At 41.6% G+C, this 1,048-nt stretch carries 2 protein-coding genes; both read left to right on the top strand.

Annotated features, from left to right (window positions below; genetic code table 11):
- The first annotated feature begins 446 nt into the window (after positions 1 to 446).
- The gene (locus tag QUA53_RS29065; protein ID WP_333101348.1) at positions 447 to 614 is read left to right on the top strand and encodes a hypothetical protein; all 168 of its coding nucleotides are present in this window, start codon (positions 447 to 449) and stop codon (positions 612 to 614) included.
- A gap of 29 nt (positions 615 to 643) precedes the next feature.
- Positions 644 to 982, top strand: coding sequence for a transposase (locus QUA53_RS29060; RefSeq protein WP_333223412.1), 339 nt, complete (start codon positions 644 to 646; stop codon positions 980 to 982).
- The last annotated feature ends 66 nt before the right edge of the window (positions 983 to 1,048 follow it).

Here is a 1,048-nt window from a genome sequence, read left to right as displayed (position 1 = left end):
TGACCCCATCTTTTTTTACCATAAATCGGTCTAAACCCCGTCAGCTAGGGGTTTAGACAGTGTTGTCACCCCGTCAGCTCTGATGAGCCAGAAGTAATATCGTTTTCGATTGCACGGCGCCGTGTCCAACCTGTGAGTAATATTAATTCCGATGCTACCGCAGTTGATATGAATCGGGGTCGAAAAACTGAATGGTTGAGTGTTACAGCACTTCCGGATGTTATGAGGTACAATAGAATCGACTAAAAATAATATACTAATGAAAGCATACTCAGTAGATTTGCGATCCAAAATAGTAGCAGCCCATCTCGAGCAGAAGCTGTCGATCCGAGAAACAGCAGCGATATTTTTCCGTCAGTAAAAGCTTAGTTCAAAAACTGGTCAAGCAACAAAAAATAGAGGGAAATTTACAACCGAAACCCAGGGGGAAACCGAGATACAGTCATTTGAATAATTCCACAGCTTCTTTGAGAGAAATAGTGGCAGCACATCCCGATGCAACCTTACTAGAATTGTTTGAGTTATTTGCCCAGAAGACGGGAAATTGGGTGGGTAGAACAGCCATGTGTAACGCCTTACAAAAGTTGGGATTAAATCGTAAAAAAAAACAGTGAGAAGTAGCCAAGCAGGCACTGAAAGAGTCATGAAATTAAGGTTGGAGTATTGGGAAAAAGTCAAGGATATCGAGCCAAAAAATCTAGTATTTTTAGATGAGACTGGAGTATTGCTAGGTTTAACCAGAACTCATGCACGTTCCCAACTAGGCACGAGAGCCTATGCGGTCAAACCTTTTTATCGAGGCAAGAAAGTCACAGTAATTGGTGCAATTAGTCTCAAGCGAGTAGTGGCATTAATGACCATGGACAACTCGATGGATAGCCAAGCATTTGAGGTGTTTATCGATCAATTTTTAGTGCCACAATTGTGGTCGGGAGCAGTAGTAGTGATGGATAACTTACCAGCGCATAAAGGGCTCTCCTGAGTTTATGGTGTAAAATGTACCTACTAATACATTTACCGTTATGAGCTTCCATTTAGACTATCTATT

Source organism: Microcoleus sp. Pol12B3 (assembly GCF_036701355.1).
Lineage (GTDB): Bacteria > Cyanobacteriota > Cyanobacteriia > Cyanobacteriales > Microcoleaceae > Microcoleus.
Note: the sequence above shows the minus strand (reverse complement) of the source record. Positions and strands in the feature narration are given on the sequence as shown.

Excerpts from the sequence above, each read along its gene's own strand:
- QUA53_RS29060 (WP_333223412.1), top strand. The coding sequence starts at position 644 with ATGAAATTAAGGTTGGAGTATTGGGAAAAAGTCAAGGATATCGAGCCA.